Annotated in this window: 14 protein-coding genes; 8 read left to right on the forward strand and 6 right to left on the reverse strand. The window is 59.2% G+C overall.

Features of this window, described 5'->3' with window-relative positions; genetic code table 11:
• Complete coding sequence (gene nadE, locus NKH54_RS04045; RefSeq protein ID WP_353027758.1) at window positions 1-981, reverse strand: NAD(+) synthase; 981 nt, start codon at window positions 979-981, stop codon at window positions 1-3.
• On the reverse strand, window positions 978-3,728 hold the full coding sequence (locus NKH54_RS04050) for an AMP-binding protein (protein WP_502907453.1): 2,751 nt from the start codon (window positions 3,726-3,728) through the stop codon (window positions 978-980). The genes nadE and NKH54_RS04050 overlap by 4 nt, the downstream gene beginning before the upstream one ends.
• Before the next feature lie 295 nt (window positions 3,729-4,023).
• On the opposite strand from NKH54_RS04050, the gene NKH54_RS04055 reads away from it, so the two are divergent.
• Window positions 4,024-4,761 (forward strand): AAA family ATPase, encoded by a 738-nt coding sequence (locus NKH54_RS04055; protein WP_353027732.1) that lies wholly within the window; start codon window positions 4,024-4,026, stop codon window positions 4,759-4,761.
• A gap of 58 nt (window positions 4,762-4,819) precedes the next feature.
• Here NKH54_RS04055 and NKH54_RS04060 read toward each other — a convergent pair whose 3' ends face one another.
• The 4 genes from NKH54_RS04060 to NKH54_RS04075 form a co-directional block, all read right to left on the reverse strand.
• On the reverse strand, window positions 4,820-5,032 hold the full coding sequence (locus NKH54_RS04060; protein WP_353027733.1) for a DUF768 domain-containing protein: 213 nt from the start codon (window positions 5,030-5,032) through the stop codon (window positions 4,820-4,822).
• A gap of 92 nt (window positions 5,033-5,124) precedes the next feature.
• A complete protein-coding gene (locus NKH54_RS04065) occupies window positions 5,125-6,609 on the reverse strand; it encodes a M10 family metallopeptidase C-terminal domain-containing protein (RefSeq protein ID WP_353027734.1) in 1,485 nt (494 codons plus the stop codon).
• A gap of 221 nt (window positions 6,610-6,830) precedes the next feature.
• Window positions 6,831-7,934 (reverse strand): acyltransferase family protein, encoded by a 1,104-nt coding sequence (locus NKH54_RS04070; RefSeq protein ID WP_353027735.1) that lies wholly within the window; start codon window positions 7,932-7,934, stop codon window positions 6,831-6,833.
• A 55-nt stretch (window positions 7,935-7,989) separates the two neighbouring features.
• A complete protein-coding gene (locus NKH54_RS04075) occupies window positions 7,990-8,742 on the reverse strand; it encodes a class I SAM-dependent methyltransferase (RefSeq protein WP_353027736.1) in 753 nt (250 codons plus the stop codon).
• Window positions 8,743-9,000: 258 nt separating this feature from the next.
• On the opposite strand from NKH54_RS04075, the gene NKH54_RS04080 reads away from it, so the two are divergent.
• The 7 genes from NKH54_RS04080 (at window position 9,001) to NKH54_RS04110 (ending at window position 18,861) form a co-directional block, all read left to right on the forward strand.
• Complete coding sequence (locus NKH54_RS04080; RefSeq protein ID WP_353027737.1) at window positions 9,001-10,530, forward strand: oligosaccharide flippase family protein; 1,530 nt, start codon at window positions 9,001-9,003, stop codon at window positions 10,528-10,530.
• 69 nt (window positions 10,531-10,599) lie between these two features.
• Window positions 10,600-11,355, forward strand: coding sequence for a nucleoside/nucleotide kinase family protein (locus NKH54_RS04085; RefSeq protein WP_353027738.1), 756 nt, complete (start codon window positions 10,600-10,602; stop codon window positions 11,353-11,355).
• 81 nt (window positions 11,356-11,436) lie between these two features.
• Window positions 11,437-12,699, forward strand: coding sequence for an O-antigen ligase family protein (locus tag NKH54_RS04090; RefSeq protein ID WP_353027739.1), 1,263 nt, complete (start codon window positions 11,437-11,439; stop codon window positions 12,697-12,699).
• Between the two features lie 26 nt (window positions 12,700-12,725).
• Window positions 12,726-12,965 carry a Trm112 family protein gene (locus NKH54_RS04095; RefSeq protein ID WP_353027740.1) on the forward strand — a complete coding sequence of 80 codons (240 nt, stop codon included), beginning with the start codon at window positions 12,726-12,728 and terminating at the stop codon, window positions 12,963-12,965.
• 150 nt (window positions 12,966-13,115) lie between these two features.
• Complete coding sequence (locus NKH54_RS04100) at window positions 13,116-14,495, forward strand: glycosyltransferase family 4 protein (RefSeq protein ID WP_353027741.1); 1,380 nt, start codon at window positions 13,116-13,118, stop codon at window positions 14,493-14,495.
• Between the two features lie 168 nt (window positions 14,496-14,663).
• Window positions 14,664-16,661, forward strand: coding sequence for an asparagine synthase (glutamine-hydrolyzing) (asnB, locus tag NKH54_RS04105; protein WP_353027742.1), 1,998 nt, complete (start codon window positions 14,664-14,666; stop codon window positions 16,659-16,661).
• Window position 16,662: 1 nt separating this feature from the next.
• The gene (locus tag NKH54_RS04110; protein ID WP_353027743.1) at window positions 16,663-18,861 is read left to right on the forward strand and encodes a GumC family protein; all 2,199 of its coding nucleotides are present in this window, start codon (window positions 16,663-16,665) and stop codon (window positions 18,859-18,861) included.
• Window positions 18,862-18,920 lie beyond the last annotated feature (59 nt).

Consider the following 18,920-nt stretch of genomic DNA (forward strand, 5'->3'; position numbering starts at 1 on the left):
TCAATCTCCGCCTTCCGCGGACAGCAAAGGCCGCGCGTGAAGATAGTGGGCCGCCCTTCGTTTCGCTTCGATGTCCTTGAACACTTTCTGAAGCTGGGGCTCGGTGAGGCCAGCAACCGCCGCGAGCTCATTGCTGGCGACCCCGTGGTTCAGGCCGTAGAGGCATAGATCCATCAGGTGATAGGGCAGCGCGAAATAGAATTCTTCCTGGCTTTGGGTCATGGAAAAGGTGTCGGTGGTCGGTGGCCGCTGCCGGATTTCATCATCCACCTCGAGATATTCCGCGAGTTGATAAACCTGGGTTTTGTAAAGGTGAACGATCGGCATCACGTCGGCGGCTCCGTCGCCCTGCTTGACAAAGAAGCCCTGGTCGTACTCGAGGCGATTTGGAGTGCCGACAACCGCGTATTTGAGGCGGTCGGCGTGATAGTATTCCGTCATCTTGCGCAGGCGCTGCTTGTAGTTTGTCGCAGCAACGATCTGCAGATAGGCAGCTGGCGGCAGACGCACGGTATCTACTTTACCCTGCGGATCCTGGACCGTGAGGCGGGTTATGTTGAGTCCGCTGCTCTCCAGAACCGACGCGATCACCAGCTTGCATTTCCACCCTTCCCCATAGTCGGGAACGACGGTCTGGATCGCCTCGATCTGCCGGCGGTAGGCGCCAATGGCCACCAGTGCCGGTGCTAGGTCCTCCAGGACGCTTTCAATGCCAAGCTGTGCCGCGACGCGGCGGCCAAGTCTCAGGGAGTCACCGGAAGAATCCCGCTCCGGCATGAACAGTCCCAGGACCTTGTCTTTCCCGAACGCGCGCATGCACAAGGTCGCGACGACGGAGCTGTCGATACCGCCGGAAAGACCGACAACCACGCCGCGACGATGCAGGGTGCCGAGAACCTGAGTGCGCAAGGTGTGAACGATGCGATCGACCTCCGCGCGGGCATCGAGCGTCAGCATGTCCTTGCTGAATTCCGGAATTATGTCGATGACAAATCCTCCCTTTTGCGAGATTCGGCGGTGGAATAGGTCTGCACGATGGCCGTCTCGATAAGCGGACGGTTGGTGGCAAGGTTTGGTTCGACGACAAGGTCGATGTGGCTGCCCTTGATCGAGATGACGTCCAGGTGTGCCAAGACGCTGTCCCAGCCCAAGGCCCGCGGCATTCCCTCCCTGCGACATCGGAACAAGGTACCGGAGAGGGGCAGAGCCGGTTTGGGTGCCTCAAGCCACTGGAAGAACGACTTCGCCCTTAAAACCTCCTGCAGTTCCAGTTTGGTCCTGAAGATCGTCGGGTTGAACTCTCCATTGGCAAATCTGTCCAGAATCCTGGCCAGACGCGCTTCGCCGCCCACGGCGACGGTGATCTTCGCAAGGGCTCTGCAAGCCATCCGGTGCGCGGATATGCGGTTGGTGCGAATACGATAGAACGTACGGGTAAGTGTCTCCCAATGGTTGCTCGGCTCGTCCAGAAGGCTCGTGTCGAGGATGCCCAGGAACCGCACCGTTCGCCCGGCCTTCATGAGCCGGGCGGCAACCTCGAATGCAACCGCGCCACCCAGAGAATGGCCGAGAAGTCGCACGGGGCCCGCAGGTTGGATGCGGCTTATCTGCTCGAGTGCGGCGCCAGCCATGGCGCTGAGGGTGTTGTGTCCGTCCAGTATCGCCGCAAGGCTCGGATATCGGATGGGGTTTACACGGGCGACTTTCCCCATGGCGGCTGCGAACGCAGCCAGGCTCGGACCATAGCCAACGGACCCTGGAAACAGGAAAAGAACCGGGGGGTGGTGCTTCTTTTCGCGCCCTTCGCCCGACCGTGCAGAGACGACCGCCTCAACCATCTGGTCCAAGCTCATGCCGACGGTGAATGCCTCTAGGCCCAGCTCTTGCCCGATGGCGTTTTCGATCGCCATGACGCAGTGCAGCAGCTGCAGCGAATCTCCTCCAGCATCATCCCAGTTTCCCGTGGCAGTGCCTGTGTTGAGAACCTGCATCCACGCGTGCTGCACTATTTGACGCGTGTCCATTGCTCCTCCGGCGGGCGGAGCATGGAGAGTAGACGACCGGGCGGCTCGCGCCCTCCTTCCGTCCGAACGATCTATCTCGGCCAGTGTTGCCAAATCGACCTTACCTCCCGACAGGCGTGGGATTGCGTCAACGGTGTGCAATCGCAAGGGACGCAATGGTGCCGGCAACGTCATTCTGAGGAGCTGGCGAAGGTCGTCTGCAAAAGCGCCGCCCGCGAAGCGATGGGGGACCGCGAAGGCGATGAGTTCCTGCGCGGCCGTCACGATCACTACGGCATCCGCCACTGAAGGCGCGCAACGCAAGACCCGTTCGAGTTCGGCGGGCTCGATGCGTCGACCATTGATCTTGATCTGGCGCCCTTTGCGGCCGACGATCCTCAAGATGCCATCATCGTCCAGCCGAACGAGGTCCCCGGTCGAAAAAAGCCGAGCCTCGGGATCGTCGGGGTCCGGCTGCGCGGGAACGACCACACCGTTCTCCCAATGACCAAGCAGGACATAGCGGCTCTTGATCAGAAGCTCTCCACTCTCGCCTGGCCCTACATTGCACTCGGCTTCGTCGACGATAGCGAATGTCATACCAGGGAGCAGCCTGCCGACGGGAACCGACGCGTCTTGCTCGGGCCAGTCAGGCGGCAAGAACCATTGCGAACCGATGGTTTCAGTCAATGAGTAGCCGATCTGGATCAGGCACTGGTCCGAAACGGCTTTGCGCAGCAAAGCGATGTCCGTCCATGACACTTTCTCCCCACCGATCCGGGCCACTCTGAGCGGCCAGGAAGCGTCGGCGGGCGCCTCGGCCAGGAGGGCTCGAAGCAGTGCCGGCACAAGATAGGTGATCGTCACACCTTCGGACTGCAATCGAGCGCGCGTAGCGCGCAGGCCGACAGCCTCCACCTCGAGAAGATGCAATGTGGCGCCCGTCAGCAGCGCCGCAAAGATCTCCCGGCAACCGGCGATCGTGGCTGGCCCGGTCAGCGGCAGGAAAACGTCATCCGCGCTGATATGGCACGCATCAACATATTGCCCGACCCGCCAGAGCAGGCTGCGTTGGCTGTTGACGATTCCCTTGGGGCGCCCGGTGCTACCTGAAGTGTAAAGCACCAATGCAGGCGCATCGACCGAAACGATAGGGGGCTTGGGCTGCTGTTCTGGGTGTTGATCGTTGGGCGCCACGGCGGCGGCAATATCGATCCAGACGATCTCTTGGGCCAGTTCGACGGGGCGAACATTTTCGGCGCCTATAATCGCGCCGAGCCGCGCGGCACTGACTATATCGAAAATGCGAGAGGCGGGATCTCTTGTGTTGAGCGGAACCGAAGGCCGTCCCGCCGTCATGCTCGCCAACATCGCCACGGGATACCAAGCGGAGTTTGCTTGCAGGATGCCGATGGCCTGCCCTTCGGGGACGACGGCAGCGATATGAGTTGCCAGCGTCTCGACCGCCCGGAAAAGCTCAGAAAAAGTCAGGCGGTTGGCGCCGTCGCTGATTGCGAGCTTGTCAGGATAATGGCTGGCGACATCTCCAAGGTGGTCGAAGATTGGAATGTCCGCAAATTGGGCACCCATCTGTCGGTAACGGCGCCAGACTGGCCCCCCTTGGTCAAGATCATATTCGGGAACGACTGACCACCTTCGGATGGGTCGCAGATCCACCTGCAGGTTTTGATTTGCCACTTCCGAATGCAAACACGCTGAGGACATTCAGGGCCCCGCCAAGCTGACGGTCGAACATCGCTCGCCGCCGAGATCTTTTCATCAATCATTCGGATGATGCCTCGATCTTGCCTAGCCAGCGCTTCCCGAGCGTCCTTCAGAAGTTTTGCAACGGCTCACCTAGCGCAATCGCGATGAATCGGCAGGCGCCGCGAGGATCCGGGGCCCATATATTCACGACTGGAACGGTCATTCAAATGAACGTTGGTGTGATCTGAAATCTGGATAAGCTTTGATCCGCAGGTGAATGACTGCTCTTTCGAAGGCGCTTAGGCATTCCGCTATGATCATCGAGCTGTTTGGACCGCCTGGTGCCGGCAAGACCACGCTTCTTCGCGGCCTCTGCCAGGGCCTGGCGAAACACGGTATCAACGTGAAGACAGTGAACGGGTACCGTCTGATTGAACATGGATCAGCTCAGGATGACGGTCCCGAGATCCGCCACGGCATAGGGCGAATTGGCAAAAAAATTGCCACATCCGCTCCTGTCTTGCTGTCGACCTTGCCAAAGGACAGTGTCGCGGCCCGGCTTCTGACATCAATCCCTCTTCGAAGCCGCGTGTGGTCATGGCGCATGAAGGTCGACATCGCCCAACTGTGCCAGTCCTGGCGCCAAGCGCGGGAGTCGTCCGGTTGCTTCATCTTCGAAGAGGGCATGATTCAGGCTTTGTGTGCGCTGGGCGTGCTGGCTAGAACTCCAAGGCTCGACGCGGTTCGCAAGTGCCTGGCGTTCCTGCCGCGGCCGGACCTCGTCGTGCAGCTCGACGCGCCTCAGGAAACTTTGCGCCGCCGTCTCGAGGAGCGGTATGCGCATCAACCGCTCCTCGAGGTTATCCTGTTCGAACTCGGCGTGGCCAGGGGATTGCGGCAGGCCGAGATCTCAAGAGAGGTCGGCGAGTGCTTGCGCCAGGACCGATGGCCCTTGATACAAGTCAATGATGCTGAAGCTCACGACGTGGACAGGGTCATCGCGCGCGTCCTGGGAGAGCATGTTCGGAATGCAGCCCCGGCTGACCCATGACGCATTGTGCATTACGTTTGGCGCCAAGCTGGGGCAGCATCTGCCGCAAAACGCGCAATCATGTCGTATCGCGCTGATCGAGCACTTCGAGCATGGTCGTCAACATGCTTCCGACTTCCTCGGAGATTTCCTCGGGGCGGATTCCCGCCCTGAGGGCATCCGCCGTTGCCTGGTCCGCAAGTTTCGCTGCCAGAGCCGGATCGGCCTTGGTGTAGAGCGGGATCTTATCTTCCACCCATTTCTGCAGGAATTCGATGCCGCGCGCGCTCATACCAAGTACAAGCTCGGCGGGGCTTGTTGGTTCCATCGAGCTATATTCAAGAGAACGTCAGGCCGTCTGGATCAGGCCTGAAGTTCCCGAGGTCACGTTACGATGAACGAGGACGCCGTCAGAGCCAGATGCGGAGATAGAGTGGCAAATTGGATCTGATGATGTGCGCCGCCCAAGCCATCGCTGTCGAAAGAAAGCGCACCGGTCGTGCTGTTGTAGACGATGTGATCGCTGCTGTCATGCGCAGCCCTGCCGGCATGGAATGCCGAAGAAGGAAGGGCGCCGGTATGCAGACCGGCAAACACAGTGTGGTCGAGCTGGATCTTGTCTTGGCCCACGTTGAAATCGGTGACCTTGTCGACATTGCCGACCTTGAGAGCGGAATTGAAGACAAAGACGTCGTTGCCGCCATGTCCCGTCAGGACGTCTCTCCCGCCACCGCCGTTGATAGTGTTGCTCCCGGCATTGCCATCAATGGTTTGGGCGAACTCGTTTCCCGTGAGGTTGATGGCGGTAGTGCCCGACTTGCTCGTGGTCGCAAGATGCTCGATCTGCGAACCGGCCGACAGCGCGTAACTGACCGATGCCAGCACGCTATCGTTGCCGCTGTGCCGCAGTTCCACCACCTTGTCGCCGGCGTTGTTGACATAATAGGTGTCGTTATAGCCCCGGCCGTTCATCGTGTCCGCGCCAGTGGTGCCGTGAAGTACATCCGCGCTACCCGTGCCGTAGAAAATGTGGTGGGTCATCGAAGGCACGGTGCTGGGCGGGGGTCCGCTGCTGGTCGGCGGCACGCTGCTGGGCGGCGTGCCATCGCCGGTCGGCGGCACGCTTGCAGCGCTTTGATTGTGCTGCAGGAAAAAAGCCTTCAGCGCCGGCGAGTTTCCAAGCGCGGTATCGCCCTGCTGGGAGCCCCAAGCATAGGCGTAGTCGAAGGCCGGTGATGGAATCAGCTTGGCAAAATGGTCCATCATGGTCTGTTCCTGAGCCGCCGTTGGTACGACATATTGGCCACCCGTGTCGGTCTTGTAGTTGCCGCCGCCAAACGCTTGGTAGCCAGGGATCATCTGGCTCACCGGAATGCCCGCAGCCTTGGCGGCAGCGACGTACCGGTCGATCATGTTGTAGTCGGCGACGCCACCAGTGCGCACCGGATAGGCATCCACCCCGTAATAGTCGATATGCGTGTTGCCGGGATTGTACGTATTGGTAAAATCAGGATTCGCGGACGTCCCCAAGCTCATCATGGTGATATAGGTCTTGGCCCCCGGCACATGAGAATGGATCCAGTCGGATTCCGCCTTCAGATTGGCGGCGCTGGCGTAGGTACCCCATTTCCCGGTCGGGTCCGGCTCGTCAACGAGGAAGAAACCAAAAACTTTCGAATTCCCGATGAAAGGCGTGACTTTCTGGATAAAGGACGAGGATGCCCCGTTGACCTCGTCTAGCCAGACCAAGCCTTTCATGCCGGCCGGCAGTGCATTGAGCTGGTCAACGGATGAAACATCAGCCAGATTGAAGCCGGCCGTCGCGATGTCCGCGCCTGATCCACCCGACGTGTAGTGAAGAGTTGTCATGCGCGTTCCTTCAAATGGTTCGACGCCTCCCCCCTCGTTTACGTACTTGAGGGACACATTAGCGACAAATCACATACATGCATCCCCTGAGAGATTTTTTGATCGTCGCTGTACGCACAGCGCGCCGTTCGACGCAGCCGCGACAAAGAGTCTTCACTGAGCGCCGGGCTCTGCTTGCGTCATTGCATCAGAGCCCAGCAGACCCATGCAGCGCGGTCGAACTAATGTGCGGGCGAGGTCGGCCGCATGTGCTGCGAGGCCGGCGCGAGGCGATATATTGCGGACGTCAAGCCGCGGATGAGCGGCTTGCGTATCGGGGCTTCGATGAAACGCCAAATGAGAAAGGAGGCAAAGAGAACCCCAGCCAACACGACGAAGAATGCGGGGTTTTTGCCGACATGCGGCGCCAACGCGTTTAGCGAAACGTAACCAATGTACTGATGCAAAAGGTAAAGCGGATAGGTCAATCCACCGAGCATCAAGACAGTCTTGGAAGGTGCGACAACGTAGCGAAGCAGTATGGAGCCGACGAAGATTCCGAAGACCACCAAATTAGCCGTGAAAAGAGCAGGATACGAAATGGCTGTTCCATAGTGCTCCTGCATCCACGCATGGGGGAGCATGATCGTACGGCAAGACACCCCGAACGCGAAGGCAAGAAGAAGGAACGCAAGTGGCGAGCGGCCTCTTGCCACGATGTCTTCGGTGAGGATGCCGGCAGCAAAAAAGGGTGCGTAGTCTGTAATCAAGACAAGGCGTATCACCGTGCTCCCGAAGAAGAACTCGTTGATTACCGAAACTGCGAGCCATGCGGCAGCGATGGGTAGTTTCCAGCGCTGAAAGGCACCCGCCAGCATCAGCACCGCAACCCAGCAGTAGAACAGGATCTCGAGCATGATCGACCAGTAGACGCCATCCATGGACTTCCTGCCGAAGATACGGGCGAACATGGAGAGATTGGCGACGTAGGTCGTTGCATCGGTTGGAAGACGCTGGTCATTGGCAATGACGAGAACAACAAACGTTGCTGTCATGCAGACTAAAAACCCGGGATAAAGCCGGGCGAAACGCGCGACCGCGAATTCCTGCCACGTACGGCCTTCGGCCGACCAGGCGATGACGAAACCGCTGATCAGAAAAAACAGATTGACACCGAGGTTCCCATAGATGGCGTATGGCTCGGCGGCAGGGTAACTCACGTCGAGATTTCCGGCTATCGCGCCGCGGAAAAGGTAATGATAGAGCACGACTGCCAGAGCTGCAATCAAGCGCAGCAGGTCAAGTGATGCCATGCGTGACGAACTGACCTTGCTGATAAGTTCCATTGTCGCCTCTCGGGCCACTCCTTGGCGCGCCAATCAGTAATGCTAAAATTCCACGCTAGGCCGTTGTCTTCTCGAGTATGAACAAGTGCTCGCAAGACAGGATGGGGAGTACACTGAAAGAACCTACCAGGCTGAGCCGTGCCTCCGCGAAATCCTGTCGTGCGACATTGAAATTGACCGGATGAGGCGCTGACATCTTTCCGGTGATCATCTTTCGCAGCCTTAATCGTATTCTCTGGAATCGGGAAGCAAGGCCGTAGGAAACGATTAGGCGCCGGCTGGCAACGCGCGCCAGTTCATTGATGATGTCACGCCTGAGATGTGGCGGGATGAGGTGCATTAGGCGTAGGCAGATCACCGTGTCAAAGCTTTCGTCGCCGAACGGCAACTGGGTCACGTCGCACCGGATGAAACCCCGAAATCCAGACTGGCTCTCATATGCTGTCTTGGCCAAGGCCATCATTTCAATTGAGATGTCCGCGGCAAGAACCTGACAGTCGTGCCGACCCAACACTTCCGCCAGCTTCCCGGTTCCGCATGGGATATCGAGCACCCGAGCCGGAAGCGGGGAGCACCTTTCCAGCGCCTTGGCGATGCAATTCTGCTCCCGTCGCGCGATGACATAGGATGCTAACGTCGACAGCTTGAGGCGACCCGCATATCCATCAAGGTATCGGCTCGCAAAGCTCGGATTTTGATACCTGTATTTTGTCGCGCTCTCATAGGCCGCGACGTCGGTGTCGTGATCGATCGGTTTAATGGTCGGTGCCCTCGATACGGCCTGAGCAATCTTCAAATCCGCGGTCATCGGCTCACTTTCGCTTTTGTCTTCACTTGCCCGGAACTCGTAACTGCTTAGCCAAAGTCCAAACGACCGTTCGCGGCTCGGAAGTTCATCCGACCGAACGCGTCCATCGCGAAAGCGAGGCTTCCAGACGTCGCAACGTTTTGCATCCCTCGAATGGATGAAGACTTACCCGAAGGTGACGTTACCGTGCTCCCCTCACAGATGCACCGCGGCGAGCTCCCGATCGGCCTTGTCGGAAGTGGGAGGAACGGAAAGCGGATGGGGGACGAATCCAGAAAGGCGGTGACGGAGACGATGCGATTGGAACGCCAGCGCGCGACGTCAGCAATACCCATTTTCCACGATTTGGCGCCTGACGATTTCGAGCTGAACGGCTTCAAAGGGATTTTCGAGCCACTTGGCCAGCAACCGTCCGCCAAGGGAAGCACCGGCAGCCGTGGTTTGACCCGACGGCTCTCTCACGCAAGCGTTTGGGCCTTGTTTATTTACGCGGCGGGTGCCGGGTTGACCTTCGTAACCCAGATCGTCATCGCTCGCCTGGTGGGCGTGGAGAGCTTTGGAACTTTCACGTACGTGTTCGCGTGGATCACACTCTTGTCTTATGGCTCCACTCTCGGTTTTCACGTGGCAGTTTTGCGATTCGTGCCTGCGTACGAGGCAACAAACCAATTTCCGATGGCGCTTGGATTCATCCATTTTGGATCCAGGGCCTGCATCACAGTGGCATTTCTGATCGCGGCTGTTGGCGCGCTGATCGTGATTCGGTGGCCTCACCATCTGGATCCGGAACTTGCCATCAGTGTGTTGATAGGCTTGGCGACGCTTCCGCTGATCACAATCTATCTCACTGGTGCAGGTGTCGTGCGAGCCTTTGGAGGCGTAATTTCCGCGCTCCTTCCCGAACGCATTGTACGCGACGGATTTATGCTCACCCTGCTCGGCCTCGCGGTTTTGTTCACGCCGTGGCGGCTGGACGCGACGACTGTGATGTGGATGCTGCTGATCAGTTCAGCCGTCGCAGCCATGATAACGGGTTTCAGTGTCTGGCGCCTGTGGCCCTCCGGCTTGAGTGCCGCGCCGCCGACCTATGCCTTCCGGGATTGGTGGCCTTCGCTTCTTCCCATCATGATCATGACATTTGTGGACGTCCTGATGAACCGCACGGCGGTTATGCTGCTCGGAAAGATCGGGTTCATAAAGGGGGCCGGGATATTCGCGGTCGGGTCGAACATCGCGTTGCTTCTCACTTTGCCGCGGGTGGCCGTGAGCACCGCATTCGCCCCCGCTATCTCGCGCCTGTTCGCGCGCAAGGACATGACAGGGCTCCAAGCATTGTTCGCAAGAGCCACCATATTGTCCTTTGCGGGTGGCGTGGCGCTGGCGCTCCCACTCCTTGTGTTTACCGAACCGGTGTTGCGTGCATTTGGCAGTGAATTCACCTCGGGGGTGCTCATAGCTCGGATTCTGGTAGTTGGGCAGCTATCCGCGGCCGCTGTCGGGCCGCAGCAGCAACTTTTGACAATGACAGGCCACGAGCGCGCCTCCGCTATAATGATGTCCATCGCGGCGATCATTAATGTCCCGGGTTGCATCCTGGGTATTTCGTTGGACGACACGGTTGGAGCAGCCATTGCCACCAGCGCCACGGTGGTTTTCTTGAGCATTTGTCAGGCGGTCTATATCCGCTCCCGGTTAGGTATTCACCCCGGATTGATCTGGGCGATTAGAAATGTACGCGAAGGCGTGATGGCCGATCAACGCGACGGAAAGAGGAATTATCCGAAATAAGACTATCTAGGAACGAAATCTGTACGATGTTGTTCGTGTTGAAGGCTATCTTCTGGTTTGGATTGAACAATGATCCTTGAGTTATTTGGGCCTTCTGCTGCCGGCAAGACGACCTTCGCTGCCGAATTGGTGCACGTTCTTCAAAGCCAGGGATACACCGTCGTGTTACAGCTTGGCGACCGCCGGCATCCGATTAAAAGAGCGGCCCTCAAGCTATTTTCAAGCTTGTATTTGAGATGGATTGAACAGCGCTCCCTGATTGCAGCCATGCTTGCTATTTTTCCGCCTAGGAACAAACTGTGGGCCATTCGTCTGAAGTGGCATCTTGAGATTCTTATCAAAGCTTGGAGCATAGCTCAGGCGTCCGATGACGTAATTTCAATTTTCGACCAGGGAACGGTTCAATCCGTCTCCTCACTCGTCTTGCTAAGCGGCATAACCGATCGCGCGAGTTTGGCGCGCGCTCTTGACATGATGCCTAAACCGGACCTGCTCATCCGATTGCAAGCGCCGAGAGAAGTTCTGGAGGCGCGCCTTCGGGAACGCCGCCGTTCCCTTGGCATCATCCAACAGCTTCTCGAGGTCGATCTACAGAGCAGCCTTGATCACATTGATCAGGTCAATCTCGTAGTCGAGCAGCTTGAATCTTGCCGACTTCCCATGATTTGCGTCGAAAGCTTGGACCGAAGTGGCCTCACAACCGCTGCCGAAGCTGTTGCACAGCAGGTGCGCGAAAGACGGCACGTGTCACAGGCAACGTTCCTCGTCACGGGTCTTGAGAGAGACTCGGCTTTCAATCAAACGGCGCCCCACCATCATGTCTGAGATTGGAGATATGGAACTATTCACTTCGCCTGGACGGCTCAGATGGTAATCCGAAATGTGCTCCTGGCCTGCGGCGTCGTGATGTCATACGCGACACAACTCACCGTACCGCTATTGCACGCCGGTTACGGCGAAACATTCCTCGTGCTTTGGATACTGCTCTCGATTGGACGTATCCTGGGCGGCGGCCGCATGGAAGCCTCATCCGTCTTCGCCATGCTGGCGAGCTTTTGGGCGCTTATGGCGTTTGCTCTGAGCATGGGCGCCGTCGTTGGATATCTGAGCACCGTCCTGTACTTGTCCCCGTTGCTGCACGACCTGGCAGCCTACCTTTTGCTGGCCAGCGTCACCTGCCTGGCCGCCGCTGAGCCCGATGCCGGTCGCCATCTTCGCGATTGTGCGTGGTGGATTGTTGCGATCGCCAATGTTGGCCTTGCTATTCAAGTGGGACTTGGCTGGGGGTGGATCAGCCAGTCCGGCGTCAATCCTTGGTACTGGGATCGCTTCTGCGGCTGGTCCGACAATCCAAACCAGCTTGCGCTTTACTGCGCGGTCTTTGGACCTCTGGCTCTGCATCTTGCAACGACCTCCGACAGCCGCTGGGGAAGGCTCTTGGGGCTGTGCGCCTTGATCCTGCCTTTCTATGTCGGCAGGCTGACGAAGAGTGATACCTATCTATATACTACGATCGTGACGGGTCTGATGTTCCTGGGTTTGCGGGCGCGGACCTGGCTCAAGACCGGCGATGGAAATGCAAGTCTTTCCCGCCAAATCGGCCTTTTGTTCATTATCGGCTTACTGCCGCTGGGAATGGCAATGAGTCCCTATATCCTCACCGGGTTCGACAGCGCCGAAGCGTTCGCCAAGAGCCTTACGAAGGACAAGGGCGGTCAAGCAACCGAGGATACTGTCGAGCTTCGCCTTTATCTCTGGGCTGAAGCAGTGGACAAGGGCCTAAGATCGGGATCGCTGGGGTTGGGTCCAGGTCCGCACATGGAACGCCCCCCTGTCGGCGATCAGCAATTTCTGCCCCGCCCATTCGAAGCGCACAACACATTTCTTGATCTGTACAGTCAAGGCGGGTTTGTTGCAGTTCTGGCGCTGGTGTGGATCATCATTTCCTCCGCCGTATCCGCTTGGCGCGCGAAATTCGACGCCCTGCTAGCGCTTTTGGGTTCGATCGTCATCTTCAGCATCCCGCATTTGATCATACGCCATCCGATCGTGTGGTTTGTCCTGATCATTTGCCTCTTTGCAGAGAGTTCACGAACTACAGCAGCAACGCGAATCTCGAGCGATCGCTTCTATGTCGGGAAGCGCGCTCGCTTCGGGGTTGAGCGTTAGTACATTGGCCGGGAAAGGAATAGCAGATGGACGCCGACAGACGAGAGGAAGAAAATACCTCGTTCGATCTCAGGCTATTGAACTGGCTGGTATGTCCAATGACCAGGGGCTTGCTTGCCTGGGATTCAGACAACGATGAAGTCATATCGAAAGCCGCGGGACTTGCCTACCCGATCCGCGACGGCATTCCGATTATGCTGAGATCGGAGGCGCGAGCGATCACCTGCAGGGCGGTCAACCCCAGTGCCCCGAGCCGAAGAACTTAGACCGCAATCCAACGGGAGCACATGAAAGAAAATGTGCCGCGGGATAGATCGGTGGGCCTCTCGTGCTTGGGTAACCAAGCAGTGTGGACCATTTTAAACGGTGCGTAGGTATCTGACCTTCGGCACGCCGGCTCGTTGCCAGAACACGGCTTGTTTCATTCGAACAGACGAGGACAGCAGGCAGGCCTCCTCCTAGCGTTGGCTTCTCGTCCTGCGAGCAAAAAAGATGAAGCCGAGGCTGTGAAAGAAGACTCCAAAAGCCAGCAACATTGCGCGACCGAGATGCCGCGCATGTTCCCGAAGGGCGGCATGAAACCTCACCTGGTTTGCGTCGGAGGTGAGGATCACCTCCTGAGAATTCCCTTCCTGCTGTCCGTGCGCGAAAGGGGCTTCCGGGTTACGGCTGTGTCGAGCGGTGATGGTGCCGCATTCGCGCCTCACGGCATTCCACATCACCAATTGAGTTTCGACCGGTTTGCCAGCGGCAGCGCAGAGTGGGGCACTTTGCGCGCGGCACGCAAATTGCTGTTGAAAATCCGGCCAGACATTATTCAGAGTTTCGACACCAAGCCGAATCTCCTGACACCCATTGCGTTACGAGGGCAGGTTCCGGTCGTCCGCACCATCAATGGGCTTGGCTGGACATTCTCCTCGCTAGAGCCGAGAGCGTTGGCCCTGCGTCCGATTTTCTGCTGCCTTCAGGGACTGGCCTCATTCTGGACAGCCGCGACCGTCTTCCAAAACCGAGACGACCAGGCTTTCTTCGCGCGTTACCGGCTGGTCGGACGCGGCAAGGGGCGGCTGATCCGCAGTTCTGGAATCGACCCCGATGCGTTTGCGAGAGCGCGGGATCGCGGTCATTCCGCAACGGCCATGCGCGAAGAACTTGGGCTCCAGTCGGCCGAAGTCGTGATCTTTGTGGGCAGACTGACCCGCCAGAAGGGAATCCCGGCTCTCCTCGAAGCGGTACCACACGTCCTGCGCGAGAGGCCGAACGCACGTTTCGTGCTTGTCGGCCCGTGGCAATCGGAAGGCCCGTTTGCCGTCCACAAAGCGGATATCGACCGATACTCTCCTCATGTAATCGCCCTGGGCCCGAGGCCAGACGTTCCAGCGCTCCTCGGCATGGCAGACTTGTTCGCCTTTCCCACCCGGTATCGCGAGGGCGTCCCGCGCGTCCTTCTGGAGGCCGGTTTGGCTGGATTGCCTATCGTGGCCTCGAGGATGCCCGGCTGCAACGACGTGGTCGAACACGGATGGAACGGCTATCTCGTCCCGCCGCGCGATGTGGCAGCCCTCTCATCCAGAATAATCGAAGTTCTGTCCAATCGCGCCCTCGCAAAAGTCATGGGCGAACGTTCGATCGGATTTGTTCGGGAGCAATTTGCGCTGTCGCGCGTCGTCGACCGTTATTGCGATCTGTATCTGAGTGTTCTTGACGGCCGGACGCACAGCAGTGCTTCACATTCGGCGCCCGCTGTGTTGATGGCGCAGGAAGGAAGCCGACGGTTGGATGAGGCGAGGCAATGACCCGCGAGGGAATATCGGCGCTGGCCGTCGCGATGTCTCATGCGACGCAGCCCCCCGGTCCGGGATTGCGAACGGGCGAATTTTTCCTGACGCGCAGGATCGCGCCCTTGACCAGGCGAATTCCAGCCGGGGCGGTTTCGGCGCCCATTCGGGAGCGAGGGCGCTAGCATGTGTGGGATCGCTGGAATTCTCCTGGCACCCAACGCCGCAGATACGAGGTCGCTCAGGGCAATTGGACAGATGACCTCCGCCCTTCGTCATCGCGGACCTGACGGTGAGGCCTTCTGGGTGAGCCGTGAAGGGGGGGTAGCCTTCGGCCACCGGCGACTGGCCATCGTCGACCTGTCCGAAGCGGGTCGCCAGCCAATGCGCTCCGCGAGCGGTCGATATGTCATCACCTTCAATGGCGAGATATACAATTTTCGCGATCTGCGCCGTGAACTGGAAGGGGCGGGCCATCATTTCCGCGGCGCCAGTGACACGGAGGTCATGCTGTGCGCGATCGAAAGCTGGGGCCTTGATGCAGCCCTCGCGCGCTTCGCTGGCATGTTCGCTTTCGGGCTGTGGGACCTGGAGAACCGAACGCTTCAGCTTGCCCGCGACCGAATGGGCAAGAAGCCACTCTATGTCGCGTTGACACGTGACGCGCTTGTCTTCGCCTCGGAGCTGAAGGCGATCACTTGCTTCCCAGGGTTCACCCCGGAACTCGATGTCGATGCGGCGACGACTATGGTTTCCAAAGGCTGGGTGCCGGATGACCGTTGCATTTGGCAGGGCGTGTTCAAGCTGCCGCCTGGTTCAGTCCTGTCGGTCACTGCGGCGCAATTCGCCAACGCCCGAGGCACCGGTTCGCTTGCGCATCGCATTCACCCTTGGTGGTCGCTGGCCGATGTCGCCCGCAAGGGACAGCGCGATCCGATAGCCGCCAGCGACGAGGACCTCGCGACCGAGCTCGACAGCCTGCTCCGCCTGGCCGTCAAGGAACGAATGGTTGCAGACGTGCCGCTGGGCGCCTTTCTGTCGGGCGGAATCGACAGCTCGACTGTCGTCGCCCTGATGCAGGCACAGTCCCGAAACCCCGTTCGTACGTTCACCATAGCCTTCGGCGAAGGTGGGTTTGATGAAGCTCCCCATGCGGCCGCGGTGGCTCGGCATCTGGGCACCGATCATACGGAACTTCATCTCTCGCCGGCCGCCGCGCTTGAGGTCATTCCGGAGTTGCCCCGGATTTGGGACGAGCCGTTTGCCGATGAATCGCAGATACCGACGCTGCTGGTGTCGCGCCTCGCGCGGCAACACGTAACGGTGGCGCTTTCAGGAGATGGTGGCGACGAGTGCTTCGCAGGCTATTCTCGACACTTCCTGGTAACCCGCCTCACAAAGCAGCATGAGCTACCATTGTCCTTTCGCCGGCTGTTGGCATCGGGGGCTGGGTTGCTGGCCCAAGCCTCTCAGAAAGATATCTTCGGCAATCTGCCGCTTTCGGCGAATATGCGGCATGGCTTGCGCGGTGACCGCCTGGCTCGCCTTGCCCGCCTGCTCGCGGCGCGAGATGAGGACGAACTCCTTCTGCAACTGACCAGATCTTCAGCCAACGACCTTGTTCATCGCAAGCCGTCGACAGCAGCTACCGACACCACAAAGCTCGACGGCCTGCTCTCGCGTCTCCTATTCGCCGACATGACAGGCTATCTACCGGGCGACATTTTGGTGAAGCTCGATCGAGCCACCATGGCCAACAGCCTCGAGGGGCGATGCCCGATCCTGGACCATCGCGTCGTTGAATTCGCCTGGCGCTTGCCAGCCCGTGCCAAAGTCCGAAACGGGAAGGGCAAATGGTTGCTTCGCCGACTGCTCGATCGTTATGTACCACGCCGACTGGTCGACCGGCCCAAGCAAGGGTTCGACGTTCCGGTCGGGACTTGGTTGAAAGGGCCCTTGCGCGGCTGGGCAACCGATATCATTGCCACGATCGGCCGCTCCGGGGACGGGGTCATCGACCGTGAGAAGGTTGACGCATGCTGGCGCAATCATCTGCATGGAAGCCAAGATAATTTGCGCGACCTGTGGCCGGTGCTCATGTTTCAGGCGTGGCGCAACGAAGCCATGCGGCCATCGACGGCCGCCACGCACCCTTCTTACCATATCGAACTGACAGGGGATTGAAATGGAAGGTTCCATAGCCAACCGCGCCCGGCGTCCGCGCGCCAAGCAGATGGAAGTTGGGACACTTGAAACCAATCTGCGCTTGATGCGGCCGCCACGCGAGCCAACGCAATCGTCACCCTTCCACCAGCTCGTCATCATCCTGACGACGCGAAAATGGTTCTTGCTTGCCATGGCCCTTTTGGGCGGCATCCTGGCCGGACTGGCAGGCTTCACCCGCCCGGTGCTGTTCGAGGCAACGACGCAGGTCATTATCGACGCCCCGAGCAGCAGTGCTTCGGGCGGCATGGCAATCGCCCAGGACTCGCTGGAATCGAGCATCGATGATCATCTGACGATGCTCTCCTCAGAAGGCCACCTGCGTCGGATTCTGGCAGCACTGCGCAAGGCCCAAACAGTCGACGGTACCGGAAAGAGCGTCAGCGCCGTCCCGCCCGCGGCTGGCTCGTTCCTCAGCGATCTCCTGAGCAGGGCCTGGAGACAAGGTAAGATAGTTGCGGAAAGTCCGGACGCAGCGGACGCGCCCGAGCTGAAGGCGCTCCGCAACGGAATGAGGGTCGGACAAGAGCTGCGATCGCGCGTCATCACCATCGGCTTCACCGATCCAAGTCCCGCGCGTGCGGCACTTGTCGCGAACACGTTTGCCCAGGTCTACATTCAAGATCTCATACAAAAGAGCCGGGCATCGGATCAGGTTCATCTGGATTCGATAGTCGCCAGCCTTCCGCAAGTACAAAGGGATCTGGTCGAAGCGACGGATCGGCTGGAAACATACCGGCTCACGCATGGCGCCGTCGATCAGACTGGGGCCAACAACGCAGCCAGTGAGACTGCGGAGCTCGGCCGGCAGATCTTCTTGTCGAAAGCCAGTCTTTCCGCGTCGGAATCGCGCCTTCGCCGTATCGAGGACCTGCGTAAGGCGGGCGCCCCCGTCACGGCCATCGCTGAAGAAATCGGATCGCCCGTGTTGACGGACCTTGTGACACGCCAGTCGGGTGCCGCCGCCGACGGCGATCTGCGCAACGCGATCACCCTAGAAATCGAGCAAAGCATTGCCCGCATCGCTGCCGAGGCAAATGTCTACCGGTCGCAGGCTGCGGCTCTCGAGGGCCGCAAAGCGATGCTCGACGCGGCCGTAGCCGACACGGCGAACCAACTTTCCGGGCTGCGAGCCCTTGAGCCGCGGGTTGCCATCGTGACGCAGCACTACAACGAGCTCCTGAGCGGGCAGCAGGACCTGACACGGCGCATCGCCGCTCCTTCGCCAGGCGTGGCGATCCTTTCGACTGCCTGGCCGCCGTCGAATCCCATCACTTTGCCGCCAATTTTCCTCATTCCCCCCAGCATGATCGTGTTTAGTCTGATGGGGGCGGTCTTCATTCTAGTCCGAAACGCCTTCAATCAGACCTTGCGCAGTGAAGCCGAGGCCGAAGCCGAGCTTGGGATCCCGTGCATAGGACTGCTTCCCAGGGTTTCGGGACTTCATGCGAAAAAGCTGCGGCATCTGGTTTTGAGCCAGCAGAATTTGCCGTTCAGCCGGGCCGTGACATCGCTGCTCGTGGCCGCGGCGCCGACTCAAGGCAAGGGGCAGCCGCCGCACATCATTCTCGTGACGTCCAGCATCCAGGACGATGCCAAGACCGAGTTGGCATGGAGCCTGGCGCTGGCGGCAACGCGGTTGGGAGGAAGAGTGCTTTTCCTCGATCTCGATCGCAAGGATGTACGGCTCACGAACGGGTTTCGTGGTGAATTTAGCACCGACAAGGCCCGGAACTCCTTCGGCGACTATGTGAATGGACGTTGCGTGCTGAAGGATGCCATCACCAGGATGCCGGAAATCGGTATCGACCTCATGGCCGCTCCAGCACCTTCCGATGATCTCCTGACGATTCTATCCACCGTCGACAAATGCCAGTTCACTGAGGAACTGCGTTCGGCCTACGACGTGGTCATCATGAACGGTCCCCTGGGCCTCGGGGGGCCTGAAACCAGGCTGCTTAAGCGCTGGGCCGATTCGGTGCTTTTTGCCGTTCGCTGGGCAAGGACGAGGCGCAGCATTGCCCGTGGTGCTCTGGATGCAATAGGCGCCGGTGGATCCGCTACCGTTCCAGTAGGCAGTGTGCTCACCCGGGTGAACCTGAAGAGGCTGGCCGGCTCCAGGCTCGGAGACAACGCCGATCTTCTGTTGGAGAGGGTCTGATGGCGCGTTGCGATGTTCAAAAAAATATCCCAGGGAGCGGCGGCATTCCTGGCGGCTAG

It is taken from the genome of Mesorhizobium sp. M1004 (genome assembly GCF_040318795.1).
Lineage (GTDB): Bacteria > Pseudomonadota > Alphaproteobacteria > Rhizobiales > Rhizobiaceae > Mesorhizobium.